General features: G+C 56.8%; 15 protein-coding genes and 1 tRNA gene. 7 read left to right on the top strand and 9 right to left on the bottom strand.

Features of this window, described 5'->3' with window-relative positions; genetic code table 11:
* The first annotated feature begins 61 nt into the window (after positions 1–61).
* The gene (locus ACRESH_RS01500; RefSeq protein ID WP_431740258.1) at positions 62–1,363 is read left to right on the top strand and encodes an FRG domain-containing protein; all 1,302 of its coding nucleotides are present in this window, start codon (positions 62–64) and stop codon (positions 1,361–1,363) included.
* 238 nt (positions 1,364–1,601) lie between these two features.
* On the opposite strand, the gene ACRESH_RS01495 is transcribed toward ACRESH_RS01500, so the two are convergent.
* Positions 1,602–2,678 (bottom strand): tyrosine-type recombinase/integrase, encoded by a 1,077-nt coding sequence (locus ACRESH_RS01495; RefSeq protein ID WP_431740257.1) that lies wholly within the window; start codon positions 2,676–2,678, stop codon positions 1,602–1,604.
* A 370-nt stretch (positions 2,679–3,048) separates the two neighbouring features.
* Here ACRESH_RS01495 and ACRESH_RS01490 point away from each other — a divergent pair, with 370 nt between their 5' ends.
* A complete protein-coding gene (locus ACRESH_RS01490; RefSeq protein ID WP_431740256.1) occupies positions 3,049–3,840 on the top strand; it encodes a hypothetical protein in 792 nt (263 codons plus the stop codon).
* Positions 3,841–3,940: 100 nt separating this feature from the next.
* On the opposite strand, the gene ACRESH_RS01485 is transcribed toward ACRESH_RS01490, so the two are convergent.
* From ACRESH_RS01485 to ACRESH_RS01475, 3 genes are all read right to left on the bottom strand, one after another.
* Complete coding sequence (locus ACRESH_RS01485; RefSeq protein WP_431740255.1) at positions 3,941–4,378, bottom strand: hypothetical protein; 438 nt, start codon at positions 4,376–4,378, stop codon at positions 3,941–3,943.
* Between the two features lie 154 nt (positions 4,379–4,532).
* On the bottom strand, positions 4,533–4,829 hold the full coding sequence (locus ACRESH_RS01480; RefSeq protein WP_431740254.1) for a viroplasmin family protein: 297 nt from the start codon (positions 4,827–4,829) through the stop codon (positions 4,533–4,535).
* A 23-nt stretch (positions 4,830–4,852) separates the two neighbouring features.
* Positions 4,853–5,242, bottom strand: coding sequence for an OB-fold protein (locus tag ACRESH_RS01475; RefSeq protein ID WP_431740253.1), 390 nt, complete (start codon positions 5,240–5,242; stop codon positions 4,853–4,855).
* A 432-nt stretch (positions 5,243–5,674) separates the two neighbouring features.
* Here ACRESH_RS01475 and ACRESH_RS01470 point away from each other — a divergent pair, with 432 nt between their 5' ends.
* Together ACRESH_RS01470 and ACRESH_RS01465 are read left to right on the top strand one after the other, a co-directional pair.
* Positions 5,675–7,003 (top strand): RES family NAD+ phosphorylase, encoded by a 1,329-nt coding sequence (locus ACRESH_RS01470; protein WP_431740252.1) that lies wholly within the window; start codon positions 5,675–5,677, stop codon positions 7,001–7,003.
* Between the two features lie 128 nt (positions 7,004–7,131).
* Positions 7,132–7,362, top strand: a complete 231-nt coding sequence (locus tag ACRESH_RS01465) for a DUF2188 domain-containing protein (RefSeq protein ID WP_123487351.1) — start codon at positions 7,132–7,134, stop codon at positions 7,360–7,362.
* Positions 7,363–7,637: 275 nt separating this feature from the next.
* Here the strand turns inward: ACRESH_RS01465 and ACRESH_RS01460 are convergent, their stop codons facing one another.
* Positions 7,638–8,285: a TetR/AcrR family transcriptional regulator gene (locus ACRESH_RS01460; protein WP_431740251.1), complete on the bottom strand. Its 648-nt coding sequence runs from the start codon at positions 8,283–8,285 to the stop codon at positions 7,638–7,640.
* 329 nt (positions 8,286–8,614) lie between these two features.
* On the opposite strand from ACRESH_RS01460, the gene ACRESH_RS01455 reads away from it, so the two are divergent.
* Entirely contained in the window at positions 8,615–9,442 is an 828-nt protein-coding gene (locus ACRESH_RS01455; RefSeq protein WP_431740250.1) for a hypothetical protein, read from the top strand.
* A 352-nt stretch (positions 9,443–9,794) separates the two neighbouring features.
* On the opposite strand, the gene ACRESH_RS01450 is transcribed toward ACRESH_RS01455, so the two are convergent.
* Positions 9,795–9,868, bottom strand: a tRNA-Gly gene (locus tag ACRESH_RS01450).
* A gap of 165 nt (positions 9,869–10,033) precedes the next feature.
* Entirely contained in the window at positions 10,034–10,255 is a 222-nt protein-coding gene (locus ACRESH_RS01445; protein ID WP_431740249.1) for a YgdI/YgdR family lipoprotein, read from the bottom strand.
* Positions 10,256–10,447: 192 nt separating this feature from the next.
* Here ACRESH_RS01445 and moaB point away from each other — a divergent pair, with 192 nt between their 5' ends.
* Both moaB and ACRESH_RS01435 read left to right on the top strand, forming a co-directional pair.
* Positions 10,448–10,987: a molybdenum cofactor biosynthesis protein B gene (gene moaB / locus ACRESH_RS01440; RefSeq protein ID WP_107022870.1), complete on the top strand. Its 540-nt coding sequence runs from the start codon at positions 10,448–10,450 to the stop codon at positions 10,985–10,987.
* 22 nt (positions 10,988–11,009) lie between these two features.
* Entirely contained in the window at positions 11,010–12,197 is a 1,188-nt protein-coding gene (locus ACRESH_RS01435) for a molybdopterin molybdotransferase MoeA (RefSeq protein ID WP_431740278.1), read from the top strand.
* On the opposite strand, the gene ACRESH_RS01430 is transcribed toward ACRESH_RS01435, so the two are convergent.
* Positions 12,186–13,433, bottom strand: a complete 1,248-nt coding sequence (locus ACRESH_RS01430) for a glycosyltransferase family 4 protein (RefSeq protein ID WP_431740248.1) — start codon at positions 13,431–13,433, stop codon at positions 12,186–12,188. The genes ACRESH_RS01435 and ACRESH_RS01430 overlap by 12 nt on opposite strands.
* Before the next feature lie 62 nt (positions 13,434–13,495).
* The gene (locus ACRESH_RS01425) at positions 13,496–14,950 is read right to left on the bottom strand and encodes a mannose-1-phosphate guanylyltransferase/mannose-6-phosphate isomerase (protein ID WP_431740247.1); all 1,455 of its coding nucleotides are present in this window, start codon (positions 14,948–14,950) and stop codon (positions 13,496–13,498) included.
* Between the last annotated feature and the right edge of the window lie 29 nt (positions 14,951–14,979).

The following is a 14,979-nucleotide window of genomic DNA, read 5'->3' as shown; positions in this document are numbered from 1 at the left end:
GTAGGTCTCGTCCGTAACCTGTTATATTGGCAATAACCGCGCAAGAAGGGTGGGGAGGTTTATGTACAATTTTCTAGTGACTTCTCGTGATGGTGCATGGGAAAGCCTCGGCTATGAGTACGATAAGAGTCGCTTTTTGGAGTATACGAGCGATGAAATTGCTTCGAGTTTCAAGGAGCTGAAAGATCCTCAGCTTGCAGCGTTAATGGAGCTCCCTTGTCTCTTTGCGTATGAGGGCACTCGTCACCCCATGAGAGTGGGGAAACTTGAGGTAAAACTTCGCAGAAACGGCAAGATTCTATTCGTTCGACCGATCATGGATGAGCGGATTGCACCCATTGAGTTTGATCAGATCAAACCTCTGCAAGCCGCTCTTGATATTCGCGATTGGGAGATCAACCGCACACACTGGGCGGTCAAAGACGAGGATCTGCTCGACGTTCTCCATCAAGTAGGTCTCATACCAGACGGGGTGGTGGGCTCCAAAGTCACTAAGGAGGATCTCCCGGCCACCTTGCCACCGGAAACTAACGCTGACAGTGTCGGTGCTTTTATTGAGCATGTTTTTCGACTAGACCATGGCGGTCGCGAGGTTTTTTATCGGGGACACTCCAATAGCAAAAAATATCGTCTGGAGCCATCAATTTTTCGCAGGGATCAGGATGGGAACTTCGTCTACCGAGACGCTGAGGATAGGATGTATCGAGAGCTTCTGGTTTCCAATTCCTTGGATTTCAGTGGCGACATTTATACCCTTGATCGCTTAGTACGGATGCAGCATTACTCCCTGCCGACAAGATTGCTTGATATTACATCGAATCCGTTAATCGGGTTGTACTTCTGCTGCAAGAGCAATCTTGATGACGATGGGGAGGTCATAGTCCTCTCCATGGAGCCGAATTATATTAAGTACTTCGACTCCGACACGGCTAGCTGTATTGCTAACCTGTCTCGTTTGTCTAAGAGTGTTAGAGACTCTATCGCGTTCGATGCTGAAGACGTGGATGGGTTCAATGATCAACGAGCGCTGAAGCAGTTGCTTCATTTCATCAAGGAAGAAAAGCCATTCTTTGAGCCTCGCTTGGAGCCTGAGCATCTTCGTTCCGTTTTGTGCGTCAAGGGAAAGCACACCAACAGCAGGATCTCATTTCAGTCAGGTGCTTTCCTTCTGTTCGGTGATGAAGCGGTTTTGGATGAAGAGGGAACTTCCGATATCACTCTTCACCGTATAGCGGTAACGAACAAGCGAAATATTTTGAAGGATCTTGATCGGTTGAATATAAATGAGAGTACGGTGTTCCCATATATAGAAAGCTCAGCGAAGTACATTGCTCAAAAGTTTGCCTTTCAAGCGAGTGAGTGACGAATTGCCACTGTATGGTCAGCCAGGGAACTGAGGTCGCTCAGGACGGAGTGTTTTACTTCCGATAGCTTGGCCAGCATGGCGCCGCCTCTATCTTGCGACTTGAGTTAGAGACGCGCCTGCATAAAAGGCCTATAGGGGAGAGACCCGGCTGGCTGCGCGATGCCCATGGTGGGATTGTGGTGGGCAGCGACAGGCCGACCTGCGCTACCTGCCGTTGCCCATAGCCAGTCCCTTTTTAGGTACGACGCTTCTTGGTATTCAAGATCGCATCAGTGCCTGTCGCATTGAGCGGTGCGTATTGTTCGGTCATGTAAATGGACGAGTGACCGAGCTGATCGGCGATTTGCTCGAATCCGGGGTAGCCGTGGAACCGAAAAGCGGGTGTCGTGCCAAAAAACACTGCTCGCAAGGAGTTTGGGGTAAGTTTTTTGGAGGGCAGTTGCGCTCGTCTTTCCCACGACTGAAAAGTCTGCAACAGCTGCGCTGCCGATATGGGTTGCGTCCGGTCATCACTCGGGAAGAGGTAGTCATCGGCAGACAGATTTTCCGTGCTGATGTATCTCGCGATCACTGCTGTGTTTCCCAAGGGCAATGGTGATTTCGCTTTGGTGATCTCAACGGTCATCTCCACGCTCGAAGGCATGGGGGTATCTCGAATGGCAACTTGGGAAACCTTGGTGTCAAGGATGACCTGCCCCCGAAGACCCATCTCCAGCAGCGCAAAGAGGCTCTGGTCGCGAAGGTTTCCTGAGTTTTCGACAACTTGCTTGATTGCATCAATGTGAGTGAGGACTTCTGACCTCAACGGACTGGCGTGGAGTCTCGGTCGCTTCTGCTGAATAGCTGGGGACGCGTATGACGGGATTTGGGATTCAGGGCAGGGGGTATTCACATTGCATGTGTCAGCCTGATTGAAATCAGGCGTTGGGTGTTTGGAAGCCTGCACCTGCACGCCTCGTGAGGCAGTTCCCTTGAACGTTCTGAGCGCTTTCAAAGGGAGCGTTTCGACAAAAGGCTCAAGCACGCTGCGGGGTACGGAGCTGTCATTGGCCAATGCCAGCACCGAAGAAATCGCAGCCGTGATCTGCGTACGCACCGCGCTCTCAGAAGGTGCTCCTGCATCCAGAGGGCAAACGACGGACGCATTCCTGAGCTCGTGGTAATCGGCATATCCCAGCCCCCTGGACAGGGTCTCGGAGGCAAGGGAGAGCTGGATAGGCGACTTTCCTGGCCATCTGTTCTGGATGCTTTTTGCCAGTTTTCTGAAGGCAGCTTGGGGCAGCAGATCTTCGGGATAGATCGGAACGCGCATGGCAATTCTCCAACGTCACGGTGTCGGCTGCCCGCTGACAATTGTCGAAGTGCGTGCGGAAGAAGGGGAGCACCTGATGCGCAAAGGCTATGCTTGCCGACCGCTCGATCCAGGAAGACCGAAGTCGGCACGGTATCATCGCTCCGGGTGCTGATCAACCGTATAGGCTGGCGTTCATCAGTCAGGGTGTTCGGTCGATCGCCAACGGTGCCCTGCGCGAAGAGCTGTGCTCGACGCTTGTGCAAGCAGCATTACAGGTTTATTAGGCTTTTTTCCTTTACCACCTAAAGCCGCTTTTTGTGATAGATGGGGTGGGTGAAGGCGTACTAGTATCAATGATGGCAATTTCTTGCCGCAAAAGGATTGGCATATGTGGGCACAGCACCCAGACACTTGCGCAGTGGTTATTGATCCGGTAAATGAAAAAATATACGAATTTCGTCGGTCAATGCTTATCAATCAGATAAGTCGTGACGCCGATAAAATCGCTAAAAGTTTTGATGCGATACACAGTGCAGACCTTGAAAAAATGAGTGCACTATTTGCCCATTGCTCCGCTATTTTGGCATCGGGGCTGCTCAGGGCAGAGCGCGATGAAGATAACCTTCGAATAGCGTGTGCAGAGCTCCTCTCCAACTCACTGAACTCCATGGTTGGTGCAGCATACATGCTTCGGGGCGGGTTCGTTCTGCAGCCTGGGCCGGTCGTCCGCTCGGCCATTGAGTCCATGGCAGTGGCCCTTCATCTTATGCAGTTCCCGGAGGACTTCCAGAAGCACCGAGAGCACAAGTTTGAGTCCACACGCGCCATTTCTAGCGCGAAGCGCGTCTTCCCTCCATTCGGTCACATTTACGGGTTATTAAGTCGAGAGTTTACGCATATTGGAACTTTACATAAGCAGCTTACCCCGATTCGTGAGTACACTGGCTCTGAGGAGTCGCTGCAATTGAATATTCAATTCCTGACCTCAGGGATATGGATGTGCTATGTGTCCTGTGAACTGGTGTTTTTGGATGGCGTGAGTCATCCAAGGTATTGGCGTGAACTGCCTGAGCAAGTAGAGGGAAAGACAGCTTATTCTTACGAGCCAAGTGAAGAGGAGCGAACTTGGATGGCGGACTTCCTGGGTTTGGATAATCCGTTCTTTGGAGAAAATAACTGAGACGCATCAGGTGTGCGCTTTGGCTGTGATCTTGGATGCTTGACGCTTCAGTGCTGGGCGGGTGTGCGTGATGGTTCTCGCCACCTGCCTGGCAGGATGGTTAGGGGAGGTGGTCGATCGCGGCACCGTAGTCAAAATCCACGGTTGCCCCGGACACGAGCACTGCTTTGAGCTGATGCTTGGATGCATCGTTGGCAATGCGAAACTCGCTCACCTCCCCTGCCTGGTGGGTGAGTTCCCAGATCAATCTGAGCTTCTCGGTGGCCATCCGGGGTTGGATCGCTCCTGGCGAGGACTTGGCCAGGAAGGCGCTGAGCTTGGTCTTAAGCTCGAACCTGGAGCCATACTGGTAGGGCCCGAGGGTGAAGGGGCCGTCACCGATGATTCGGTCAAACTCGATCCTGGGCTTTATGTGTAGTACCTGGATATCGCGATGCTCTTTCCAGCGGTTCCAAACCTTGATACCCCTGGCGGTACAGTGCTCGATCCAGCGCGTCTCCGCCTCTAGTGAGGCCTCTTCAGAGTCGCAGGTTTCCACGACTTTGAATGCTGGGGGTCATACCCGCATGGAGTATCTGGCGATCCTCGCTGCTGCGCGCTTTCAGTCGTGCTTGGCTTTCCCGAGATGGGCTCGCTGCCGGCCTTCAAAATCACCCGTCTGCCCAACGTAGAAGGGCTCCTCAGGTACGGGATCAATGATCAACGACGTATCGCTTGGCAACCACGCCCTCCAAGGTCGCCTGCTGAGGGGCGGCGGTTGGCTGTTGCTCGGACGCTTCCGTGCTGAAGTGAAGAACCGGTGAGTGGTTCGAGCCTGGCGTTGGGTTGTTCTGGCGGTACCACTCCTCGGCGAGTGCAAGCGTTGCAAACGACTGGTGTTTCGCCTCTGGAAAGCGGTCAATGGACAAGCGAGCTCCGTCTTCCCAGCTATTGAAAATCCCTAGTTTCCGTCCGTGGACGACAGCGTAGAACTTGGGTTTCTTTGCCATCCTGTGCAACCTTCCTGACTTACCTAATCCGCCTGTTGAAGCGAGCAGTCGTGAGCAAGCAGAACTTCACCAGGCTTGCCAATGGTGCACTCGACCTTAATCGCATCACCCTCGGAAAGCGCGGCCAACGTCACGGCCTCCGAAGGGGTGAAGAACCCTTGCAAGTGGATCGGTGGCTCGGGCTTGGTGGTCAAGCGCAAAAAGGCCTGCTCGCCATCCATGTTAATTGTTTCCACCGTGCCGCGTGTAGCCACCCGCTTGCCGGTGTACAACTCGGCGGCCCGCGACTGGTCACTGTCATAGGCGGACAGAAGCCAGTAGATCGGGACATAGCGGGCTGTCGTTTCGGAGGCGTGCAATTCGTCGTACAGGATCGCCGCCAGGCAGGCTAGGCCGATCGCGACAATGGCCATTCGGTAGCGTGAGCTCCGATCGTTATCTTCCCTGGACTGGTGGGCCATCGCTGTATTTCGCAGGTGGGCAAGCGTCGAAGCGTACCACCATTCGTTGAACGAGGGATTTCAGGGCGAGGGTGGCTTTGCGAGCTATGGGGAGGGACGTGGTTCTGGTGAGCTCGGAGAGTGCTTGAGGTGCTTTGGGCAGGGCGAAGGTAAAAGAAAGCCCGCTCTGGGCGGGCAAGAGAGCATTAATCACACATGGGGATGACTGGAGCTTGCATCACCAGGGGTGAAAAATAAGTGAAAGGGGGCGCTGCGAGCGGGATCGCTTAACGTAGGGTGGTCGAGATGACCTGTGGAGGACTTAGCTGCGCCGGCTGTATTCGAATCGTGGCACTTCAGCCATCATGGCTACCTTTCTGAACAGGTTCAGGTATTGCCAGCACCATGCGAGAGGAAAATTTGAAGTACGGCGAGGCTGCCAAGATGGTTTGTTATCGGTGCGTGCACGATGCCTACCTAGGGCGGCAGATTCAGCGCAGTGGGACATCTTCTCAGTGCAGCCTGTGCGACTCGAAACGAAAGTGCGTGCCCCTCGCTGAGATCGTCTCTCGGGTCACTGAAATCCTGGGCACCTATATCACTGAAGGTGAGCACATTTGGCGTTGGAGCGATGGTCGGATCGACTACCAGGAAGGCGATAGCATCGACTACTGGGTCAGCGAAATCTTTGGCTGCGACAACATCGAGCCCATCGTTGATGCGGTGTGCAGCCGCCTTACGTCGTACAGCGACGACACCAATTACTCCAGACAACCCTTCCGCCCGAATGACATTGGCCACCAATGGTGCGAATTCCAAGAAGGCATGAAGCATGGGATCCGCTTCTTCAACGACAGCGCCAAGGCGTTCCTGGACTGGATTTTCAAAGACCTGGACAAGTACTCAGCCTCATCGGATAAACATGCCGTGGTGCGGTTGCTCACGCCTGAGGATTCTCCACCGATCTACCGCGCCCGAACCTGCATGGGCTTCGGGAGCGTCTCCGAAATCACAGCCAATCCGGCACGTAACCTTGGGGTTCCCCCGAAAGATCGTGCAGGAGAGGGCAGGATGAACCCTGCAGGCGTTCCTGCTTTCTACGGGGCCTTCGAGCGCAAGACCTGTGTCGCTGAGCTCCGCCCCCCGGTCGGCGGCACCGTAGTGAGCGGCGAGTTCAGGTTGGTCAGGGAGGTCAAGGTTTTGGATTTCGGACGCTTCGAAAAAGCAGACCTCGGGCCCATGCCAAGCTTCTTTGACTCCAAATACCATTTCAAGCTGGGGCGACGGGATTTCCTGAGGTACCTGCATGACGCGATCACGGTGCCGGTGCTGCCTGGGGCGGAGCGCGACTATCTGACCACTCAAGTGATCGCTGAATACCTGGCGACTCACTGCAAGCCACGTATTGACGGTGTGATCTTCAAATCGGTTCAGGAGAGCTCCGGCAGCAACATCGTGCTGTTCTCCCACGTCGCCTGTGCCGCTACCCCTTCGATGGGAAAGGTTCGGAACGGTAACATGGTCATAGGCCCCAAGGAGTCCGATGGGCCTTGCATCGAGTATGCCAGTGACAGCCTCGTCTACCACGGGATCCGCCAAGTGAAGTACGACACGAGTGACGAGTCGTTATCGGAGGACAAGCGCTCGCCATTGAAGGGCGCGCAGATGCTGCCAGTGGGCGCGCATTCGCTGCCGGAGGGAATGGAGGGGCTCTTGGTGGATGGTGATTTCTGAGTGATTTGATAGGGGTTTTTTTTAAGATTTACCATATGATGTGGTGGTGTGTTTTTTAAGCGCTATATATTGTGCTTTGGCAATGTGATGCTAGCCTTTCAGATACCTTTTATTCAACGAGGTGTCTCATGGCAGGCAAGGGAAAAAACCAACACGTGGTGAAGCGTGACGATGGCTGGGCAGTCCGAGGCGAGGGCAATTCCAAGGACACCTCTCACCATCGCACTCAGCAAGAGGCTGCCGATGCGGCTCGGGCGATCGCTCAGAACCAAAAGAGTGAAGTGCTGATCCACGGCAGAGATAACAAGATCAGGGAGCGGGATTCGTACGGCAATGATCCGCACCCGCCCAAGGGGTGAGCCTGGCTGTGCTCTGGGGCTCTAGAAGCTCCTCAGGTCGTCGCCAAATGTGCCGTGAGCTTATCGATATGGTCGTTGAGTCGTTCATGGCTTGGCGGTTCTTCTGGAGCCAGTGAGCGATCTTCTGCCTGGCCTCGGGGCTGTGTGGGCCTTGGGCTGAGCTTAGCGGGTCATTTGGGCTTTGATCGGAGGGCATGGGTTCGGCGTGCGGTGATTTGGCTGGTTATCTAGTTGCAGGCCTCTTGCTGATCCGCAGCATCTCAGTGTGCAGCATCTCAGTGCCGGAGTGATCGCAGGAAGGCGTCTACGGTGCGCTCGACAATCTGCTCGATCTCCTCGCGGGCAAGCGGCTCGCTGTTGGCTCTGACCTGTTTCCAAAGAACCCGACCATCAAGCGTCTCCATGAAATCGCGGGCGGCGGTCTCAGGCTCTTGAACTGCCAAGATACCTCGGCGTGCCAGTTCGGCGAGATAGTCGCTGATGACGGTCATGGCCGGCGCCTGGATAACCTCGTCAAAGCGGTCGGCAAGCACGGGGAACCGTCGACCTTCCATGATGACCATTCGCAGGAAGTCGGCTGCTGTCGGGCCTGACCAGAAGCATGCGAACTCGGTGGCGATCTGCATCAGGCCATTCCTGGGATCGGCCAGCGCGCGCTCATCGGTCGCCACGTTCATGACTGGGAAGGCCTTCCACATACGCTCTGCCACCGCGACGAAGAGCGACTCCTTGCCCTCGGGGAAACGGTTGTAAAGGGTCTGGCGGGTCACCGCTGCAGCTTTGGCGATCTCCTCCATGCTGGCTCCTTCGTACCCGTGCTCAATGAACATCCTGCCTGCAGCAGCAAGAATTCTGACGGGGCGTGACGCGCTCTCGCCAGGGTTGAGCAAGTCGTCGACGGGGGATGGGCTGGCCACGTTCATTTCATTTACCTGTAGCAGAATAGGTTAAGTGTTACTGAAAGAGATGCAATCCGCCACCCATGTTCCGCCTAATTAACTTTACTTGGCTGTAAAGAAAAGCTGCTTGGACTGCGGGGTTTGACGGGTGCGCTTATTTGCTATCGGATTATTTGGACAGGGAGCGTGTTGTTGATTCCCTGTCGCTTTGGCGGCGCTTCGTGTCTCTTGGCTTTGTGCTGGGTGCTTAGCGCTATGGGTACCTGTAGCGGAAAGAATTTTTTTCGGATAGGTACCGACGCCTGGTGGCTGAGACCCTATCATCTGCTCATCCCTTAGTTGAGGTTGTCAAAATGGATGTTAAAGCTCGTGCCGCTGCAATCGATAAGTGTGAAAACGTACTGCGTGAAGACTATCAATATAACTTGGAGCACGAGATCTGGCCCAGTATAAATCGGCTCATCGAGGGTCTGCTGGGCCGCACCACTGAGCTTGCTGACGTTTACGTCGAGCTTCATGGCGCGCTGGCTGAGGAGCCGAGGGCGTTGAAGTCGTTCTTCGACGTGTTCACCTCGGCGGTTTACTCTTGGAGTCCTGAGAAGGTCAAAGAGGCTCGTGAGGATAGGGATGAGCTCACGGACTTGAATGTGCGGATTGCAAAAGTTTCAGAGGTGCTCTCGGATTTGCTTTCGCGCCGCACTGAAGTTAAAGAGATGTCCAGTTTTTCCAGTGATACCTACTATCACATTATGGATGTCGTTGAAGATGCTTCTGAGGGTAATGGGCTTTTCAGGTCTCACTTGAAAGGGAAGTTGGATAAGTTGACCTATCAATATGATCTTAAGTACTGGCCGTCCATAAGTAAGGTGGTGGCGAAAATTGGTGTTAATGCGGCCAATGCGGTAACAGTTGCTGATGACTCCGCTGCAAGTGCAGCAACTGAAGCTCGTCGTCCTGGGCTGGCTGACTTCTTGAAAGCGTTTGAAGCGGAACTTGATATGAACAGGGTGCAAAATATCGGCTTCATTCCCGATGACTTCTCACTGACAGATAGTTCGATGGCTTCGTTGGTCAACTGTGGGCTTGAGTTGGAAGCTGACGATTTGATCGATGCCAGCTTTGTGAAGCGCTACCGCCAGCGTGAGCGTGAGAGGAAGGTCGGGCAGGCGAAGGACGACTGAGCTTCGGATTGGGTGATGGTGGTCGTTCTGATTCGGGTCGATGTCGAGGTAATTTTTTGGGGGAAGGGTGGGCAGTCCGCTCACTTCCTCTCCATCATTCCGGGTCGCACGATGATGAGATCTGAGGCGATCCCGGCTGGCACCGAAAAGAGCTTTTAGGGGTTTATTGGGTGGCCGCAGGGAGGCGACGGTCTGTCGATGCGTCATTTTGGACGGAGTCGACGGTGCACCAAATTTTGGTGACTATTTCGAGGGGCTTGGGGAGCTGGATTCGAGGGCTGCAATGAGGCTTTGATGGGCTTCGTGGTTGGGGGGGGATCCCCTGGGCGGCCCGGAAACACTGGCTGGAAGGTGGAGCGGGTAGAGGGAACCGAACCCTCACCGATAGCTTGGGAAGCTATAGTTGTACGATTCAACTATACCCGCTTTTTCTTGCCTTCACGGTGCACTAAAACGGCGTGTCCAATAAGAACCTGCGGCCTTCTCGTCCCGAACGAGACGCGCTACCTGGCTGCGCTACACTCCGATGGAGAAAATATTACTCAAATTCTTTTCCTCGACAAGCCCCCTCGGTGGGGGTTGCCGCAGGTATCAGAGGTCCTTGACGGTACGAACCTGATCCTTGTTGATGCGGGTGCGCTTGCCATCGAGCTGTTCGAATTCGTAGAAGCCCGACTCATCATCATAGTGCGGCGTGTCGACCGCCTGGATTTCGCGCCCGTCGTTCAAGGTGATCACGCTTGGCGAAGCGCAACCAGCCAGAGTGCCCAGGCCCAGGGCGAGCAGGAAAGCGGGAAGAGTCCGTTGAATCATTGTGTTTCTCCACTAAAGGATGGTGCGTAATGTTCATGAGACGCAGGGTGCCAGCGCAAGTTCCTTGCACATTGCAGCATAGCGAACGCTCAGCGTTATTGACCGGCAACAATCATCTGCAGGGCTGCGGGCGCGAGCCAGGCAGGGCTGTGATATAACACCGCCCATACTCCCTCAATGGATCAAGGTCCCATGAAAGCCAAGGCAGATGTTCCTTTCGTGCCGCTGAATATCGCGGTGTTGACGGTCAGCGATACCCGTACCCTGGAAACCGACACCTCTGGCCAGGTGTTTGTCGATCGCCTGACCGAGGCCGGCCACGGCCTCGCCGCCCGAGTATTGCTCAAGGACGATCTGTACAAGATTCGCGCCCAGGTCGCCACCTGGATTGCCGATGAGCAAGTGCAGGTAGTGTTGATCACCGGCGGCACCGGTTTCACCGGTCGCGACAGTACGCCCGAAGCGGTTGCATGCCTGCTGGACAAGCAGGTCGATGGCTTCGGTGAGTTGTTCCGCCACATCTCCCTGGCTGATATCGGCACCTCTACCGTTCAGTCTCGCGCCCTGGCCGGGCTGGCCAATGGCACCCTGGTCTGCTGCTTGCCTGGCTCGACCAACGCCGTGCGCACCGGTTGGGATGGCATTCTCGCCGAGCAGCTTGATGCCCGTCATCGTCCGTGCAACTTCGTCACCCACCTCAAGCAGGCCGAACCCTGCGCAAGCCGTGGTTGAGGTGCCTGTGAACAAGCCGCTGATGGCAGTCGAAGACGCGCTGGCACGCTTACTGGCTCTGGCCGAGGCTGCGCCCATCGTCGGGACCGAGCAGGTTGCCCTGGCGCAGGCCGAGGGGCGGGTGCTGGCCGAAGAGCTGATCGCCAGTCTGGACCTGCCGCCTTGGCCAAACAGCGCCATGGACGGCTATGCCTTGCGCCTGGCTGACTGGCACGGCGAGGGGTTGCCAGTCAGTCAGCGGATTTTCGCCGGCCACGCCCCTGAACCCCTGCAGCCAGGCAGCTGTGCGCGGATCTTCACCGGCGCGCCGTTGCCGCTGGGTGCCGATTGCGTCGAGATGCAGGAAAACGCCGAGGTCCTGGAGGATCAGCGGGTGCGCTTCAGCGAGCCGATGCACGCTGGCCAGAATATTCGTCCGCAAGGCCAGGAAACCCGCGTCGGTGAGTCGGTGTTGGCGGCGGGTACGCGCCTGGGGCCGATTGAGCTGGGGCTAGCGGCAACACTAGGTTGCGCCACGCTCACGGTGGTACGCAGGGTCAAGGTTGCCGTGCTGTCCACGGGAGACGAGCTGGTAGAGCCGGGCTTGCCGCTGGGGCCAGGTCAGATCTACAACAGTAACCGACGCCTGTTGGTCAGTTGGCTACAGCGCTTGGGCTGTGAAGTGGTCGATGCCGGGATTCTTGCCGATGACCTGCAAAAGACCCGCGATTGCCTGGCGGGCTTGAATCAGGTCGATTTGATCCTCTCAACCGGCGGTGTTTCCGTGGGTGAGGCTGATTACCTGGGGCTGGCCTTGCGCGAAGAGGGCGAACTGGCACTCTGGAAGCTGGCGATCAAGCCTGGCAAGCCATTGACCTTCGGCCACTATAAAGGTGTGCCAGTAATCGGCTTGCCAGGTAATCCAGCTTCGACGCTGGTGACCTTCGGCCTGCTGACCCGTCCGTACCTGCTGCGCCGCCAAGGTGTAAGGGAGGTGACACCCCTGCAGTTTCCGGTACCTGCCGGTTTCGACTGGCTCAAAGCTGGCAATCGCCGGGAGTATCTGCGGGCACGGTTGGACCAGGGCCATGCATTGATCTACAAGAACCAGAGTTCCGGCGTGCTGCGCAGTGCTGCCTGGGCCGAAGGCCTGGTGGAGGTCCGTGAGGGCACTACACCTGCCAAGGGCGATACCGTGCAGTTCATTCCCTTGAGCGAATTACTCGGTTGAGCGACTGAGCAAGCCATGGTCGCCCAGTTCACTTAGCATCGGTGCGCGCTGACTCAGGCGCGCATGCACGCTTTCCAGTTGCGCGGTGGCAATACTCCAGTCGTGCCGGTCATTGACGAACTGGCGTGCAGCCTCCGACAGCTGGCGCATGCGCCAGGGTTGGTTGAGCAACTGGGTGATGAGCAAGGCCAGTTGATCGCCGTCGTCACTGCCCAGGTAATGTTCGCCCTGGGTCACCTGCAGTCCGCATACACCTTGGGCTGTGGTGACCACCGGTAGTCCGGCGGCCATGGCTTCCAGTACCTTTATCTTCGAGCCGCCGCCATAGCGCAGGGGCGCGAAGAAAATCGCCGAATGACGTTGCAGCTCGCGCAAGTCAGGCAAGTAACCGACCCATTCGATTCGCGGATCGCTCCAGCGGGATTTCCAGCTGTCGGGCAAGGCATGTCCCACCACGGCCAGGCGTACGGCCGGGTTGCTCTGCCAGACCTGCGGAAGGATGTCCTCCAGCGCCCACTCGATGGCTTCGAGGCTGGCGCTGTACTCGAAATTACCGACGAACAATAGGCGCTGGCTGTGCAGCGATGGGTGGATATCCTGATAGTGCGCGCAATCCACGCCATTGATCACCAAGGAGGCGGGGTGGCCGGTCAGGCAACTGATGTGCTCGACATCCTTGGGGCTGACCGCCACCACTTCATCGGCCTGGCTCAGTACGCGGTTTTCCCAGCGCCGGTAGCGCCAGCGGTCGAAGGCATTGAAAGGTCGCAGCCACAGCGGCAGGCGGTCATGGCAGGCGGCACCGGACACTGATTCGATGGTGTGCTCACTGAGCAAAAAGGGCAGGCGCCGGGCTTGCAGGGCCTTTTCGAACGGCTGGAAGCTATAGCTGTGCTCGATCTGGATCACATCCCAGCGTTCTTCCAGCAGTTGCTCGAAACGATGGCGCAGATGCGGTGCCAGGCCATTTACGCTGGCGCGCACGGGGTAGCCGGCATACAGCGCTGCAAGCAGGTTCAGAGGGCTATGCAGGGGGCGCCTGGGTAACACGATCAGGCGTTCGAGCAGGGGCTCGAGCGCCTGGCGTGCCGCCTCGCTGGGCGGGATCTTTGACTGCACCAGCAAAGTGATCTGGTGGCCACGCTGCGCCAGGCTGCGTAGCAGGTGGTATTGCCGGGTTTTGCCGCCACTGGTGGTTGGCCAGGGCAGGTAAGGCAGTGTCCAGAGTACGCGCATGACCCCTTTCCTCTTGCCAGGCGAGTAACGGCATGGAGATATGAATGGACGCGCCTGGGGTGTCAGCTGCTGGCTGATTCCGGGGCGCGTCCATAGATATCAGTAAAGCGCACGATGTCGTCCTCGCCCATGTATTCGCCACTTTGTACTTCGATCATGATCAGGTCGATCACGCCGGGATTGGTCAGGCGATGTACCCGTCCCGGTTTGATGAAGGTCGATTCGTTAGTGTCGAGCAGAAACTCGGATTCACCGTTGGTCACGCAGGCCATGCCGCTGACCACTATCCAGTGTTCGCTGCGATGGTGGTGCATCTGCAGCGATAGCGAAGCTTGAGGGCGAACCATGATGCGCTTGATCTTGAAGCGTGGGCCTTCCTCGAGCACCGTGTACATACCCCATGGGCGGTTTACGGTACGGTGCAGGCGATAGGCGTTATGGCCCTGGTGTTTGAGCTGCTGGGCGATCACCTTGACCTCCTGGCTGCGCGAGGCATCGGCGATCAGCAGGGCGTCGGGTGTATCGATGATGATCAGGTTGTCCAGGCCCACGGCGCCGACCAGTCGGCGTGGCGAGTCGATGTAGCAATTGGTGACGTCGTGCAGCGCGGTCTCGCCATTGCACTGGTTGCCATTATGGTCGGCTTCCTTGAGTCCACGTACCGCCTGCCAGCAGCCGATGTCGCTCCAGCCCAGGTCGGCGGGCAGCACGGCCACTTGGCTGGAGGTTTCCATGACCGCGTAATCGATGGAAATGTCCGGTACTTTTTCGAAGGTCTGCGGGTCGAGCTCCAGTTGCAGTTCGCCCTCGCCCTGTTTACACGGGCTTTGCTGCAGGCAGTGATGGACGCTGGCGAGCACGTCCGGTACATGCCGGTCCAGTTCCGCCAGGATCGCGTCCACACGCATGCAGAATATGCCGGCATTCCACAGGTGTTGGCCACCGTCCAGATAACGCTGGGCAGTGATCGCGTCAGGCTTTTCGACGAAGCACTCGACTTTGTAGCCTTGGGCGCCCAGGGGTTGGCCCTTCTCAATGTAGCCAAATCCGGTCTCGGCGTGACTGGGTACCAGGCCAAATGTGGTCAGCCAACCTTCCTGCGCCAGATTACGGGCCTCAGCGACCGCGCGTTCGAAGGCTGGCAGATCGCTGATCAGGTGATCGGCGGGTAGTACCAGCAGCAGGGCGCTTTCGCCATATAGGCTGGCACAGTGCAGGGCGGCGGCGGCAATGGCTGGTGCGGTATTGCGACCAAAGGGTTCGAGGATGAAGTCCAGCGCCACGCCGGCCTGGTTCAACTGGCGGTACTCATCTTGAGTGCGGAAATACACTTCACGGTTGGTCACCGTCAGCACCCGCTCGACGTCTGGCAGGGCGCTGGCGCGGGAAAAGGTCTTTTGCAGCAGGCTCTGGCCGTCGGACAGGCGCATGAAGGGTTTAGGCATGGTTTCGCGGGAAACCGGCCAAAGGCGAGTGCCGGCGCCACCGGCGATAATGCAGGGGATCAGAACGCTCATTTCACAGCCTTGAGTCTGGGCACTGAGGC

This window comes from Pseudomonas sp., assembly GCF_050739775.1.
GTDB lineage: Bacteria > Pseudomonadota > Gammaproteobacteria > Pseudomonadales > Pseudomonadaceae > Aquipseudomonas.
Note: the sequence above shows the minus strand (reverse complement) of the source record. Positions and strands in the feature narration are given on the sequence as shown.

Coding starts and splice junctions, on each gene's coding strand:
- ACRESH_RS01490 (WP_431740256.1), top strand. CDS start 3,049: ATGTGGGCACAGCACCCAGACACTTGCGCAGTGGTTATTGATCCGGTA.
- ACRESH_RS01425 (WP_431740247.1), bottom strand. CDS start 14,950: ATGAGCGTTCTGATCCCCTGCATTATCGCCGGTGGCGCCGGCACTCGC.
- ACRESH_RS01455 (WP_431740250.1), top strand. CDS start 8,615: ATGGATGTTAAAGCTCGTGCCGCTGCAATCGATAAGTGTGAAAACGTA.
- ACRESH_RS01445 (WP_431740249.1), bottom strand. CDS start 10,255: ATGATTCAACGGACTCTTCCCGCTTTCCTGCTCGCCCTGGGCCTGGGC.
- ACRESH_RS01470 (WP_431740252.1), top strand. CDS start 5,675: ATGCGAGAGGAAAATTTGAAGTACGGCGAGGCTGCCAAGATGGTTTGT.
- ACRESH_RS01480 (WP_431740254.1), bottom strand. CDS start 4,829: ATGGCAAAGAAACCCAAGTTCTACGCTGTCGTCCACGGACGGAAACTA.
- ACRESH_RS01430 (WP_431740248.1), bottom strand. CDS start 13,433: ATGCGCGTACTCTGGACACTGCCTTACCTGCCCTGGCCAACCACCAGT.
- ACRESH_RS01495 (WP_431740257.1), bottom strand. CDS start 2,678: ATGCGCGTTCCGATCTATCCCGAAGATCTGCTGCCCCAAGCTGCCTTC.
- ACRESH_RS01475 (WP_431740253.1), bottom strand. CDS start 5,242: ATGGCCATTGTCGCGATCGGCCTAGCCTGCCTGGCGGCGATCCTGTAC.
- ACRESH_RS01435 (WP_431740278.1), top strand. CDS start 11,010: ATGGCAGTCGAAGACGCGCTGGCACGCTTACTGGCTCTGGCCGAGGCT.
- ACRESH_RS01460 (WP_431740251.1), bottom strand. CDS start 8,285: ATGAACGTGGCCAGCCCATCCCCCGTCGACGACTTGCTCAACCCTGGC.
- moaB (WP_107022870.1), top strand. CDS start 10,448: ATGAAAGCCAAGGCAGATGTTCCTTTCGTGCCGCTGAATATCGCGGTG.
- ACRESH_RS01465 (WP_123487351.1), top strand. CDS start 7,132: ATGGCAGGCAAGGGAAAAAACCAACACGTGGTGAAGCGTGACGATGGC.
- ACRESH_RS01500 (WP_431740258.1), top strand. CDS start 62: ATGTACAATTTTCTAGTGACTTCTCGTGATGGTGCATGGGAAAGCCTC.